Raw genomic sequence first — 1210 nt, 5'->3', positions numbered from 1 at the left:
TGAACTGCACCCCAAAAGTTAGACAGAAAAAATCTAACTTTTGGGGTGTTTTTATTATGAAATTAACTTATGATGATAAAGTTCAGATCTATAAACTTAGAAAACAAGGATATAGCATAGAGAAGCTTTCAAATAAATTTGGGATAAACAATTCTAATCTTAGGTACATGATTAAATTGATTGATCGTTACGGAATGGAGTTCGTCAAAAAAGGAAAGAATTGTTACTATTCACCTGAACTAAAACAAGAGATCATTGATAAAGTTCTTCTCGAAGGTCGTTCGCAAATAAGGGTATCTCTAGATTATGCTCTTCCAAGTGTTGGAATGTTGCCTAATTGGCTGGCACAATATAAGAAAAACGGGTATACTATTGTTGAGAAAACAAGAGGGAGAGCACCTAAAATGGGACGTAAACCAAAGAAGAAGCCCGAAGAGATGACAGAGCTAGAGCGACTTCAAGCAGAAAATGAGTACTTGAGAGCGGAGAATGCCATTCTAAAAAAGTTGAGAGAACTCCGATTGAGGGACGAAAAGGAGCGAAAAGAAAAACAGAAATTGTCCGAGGATTGGTAACGGAGTTTGCCTTAGAGATTCTTCTAAAGATTATTAAGCTAGCTCGTTCAACCTATTATTACCAGCTAAAGCAGTTAAATAAAAGCGATAAAAATCATGATATTAAAGATGAAATTCAAGCTATTTTTACTGAGCATAAAGGAAATTATGGTTATCGCCGAATGACTCTAGAATTGAGGAATCGTGGTTTTGTAGTGAACCATAAGAAGGTCCAACGTCTGATGAAGATCCTTGGTTTAAGTGCCCGAATTCGTCGTAAACGCAAGTATTCTTCCTACCAAGGAGAGATTGGCAAGAAAGCAGATAACCTTATTCAACGCCAATTTGAAGCATCGAATCCAATGGAAAAGTGCTATACAGATGTGACAGAGTTTGCCATTCCGGCAAGCAGCCAAAAGCTCTATTTATCACCAGTTTTAGATGGTTTTAACAGCGAAATTATCGCCTATAATCTTTCTACGTCACCGAACTTGATACAAGTGAAAGATATGCTAGAACAAACCTTTACAGAGGAATATTACGAAAATACAATTCTCCATAGTGACCAGGGATGGCAATACCAACACGATTTCTATCATCATTTTTTAGAGGATAAAGGAATCCAGCCATCTATGTCGCGTAAGGGTAACAGCCCA

General features: G+C 37.1%; 1 pseudogene. It reads left to right on the top strand.

Annotated elements, in window-relative coordinates:
• Positions 1-56: 56 nt before the first annotated feature.
• Positions 57-1210, top strand: a pseudogene (locus PAN07_RS17395) (IS3 family transposase); the annotation flags it as partial.

Source organism: Streptococcus sp. SM5, from assembly GCF_027497975.1.
This window is presented reverse-complemented; position numbering and strand designations above follow the sequence as displayed.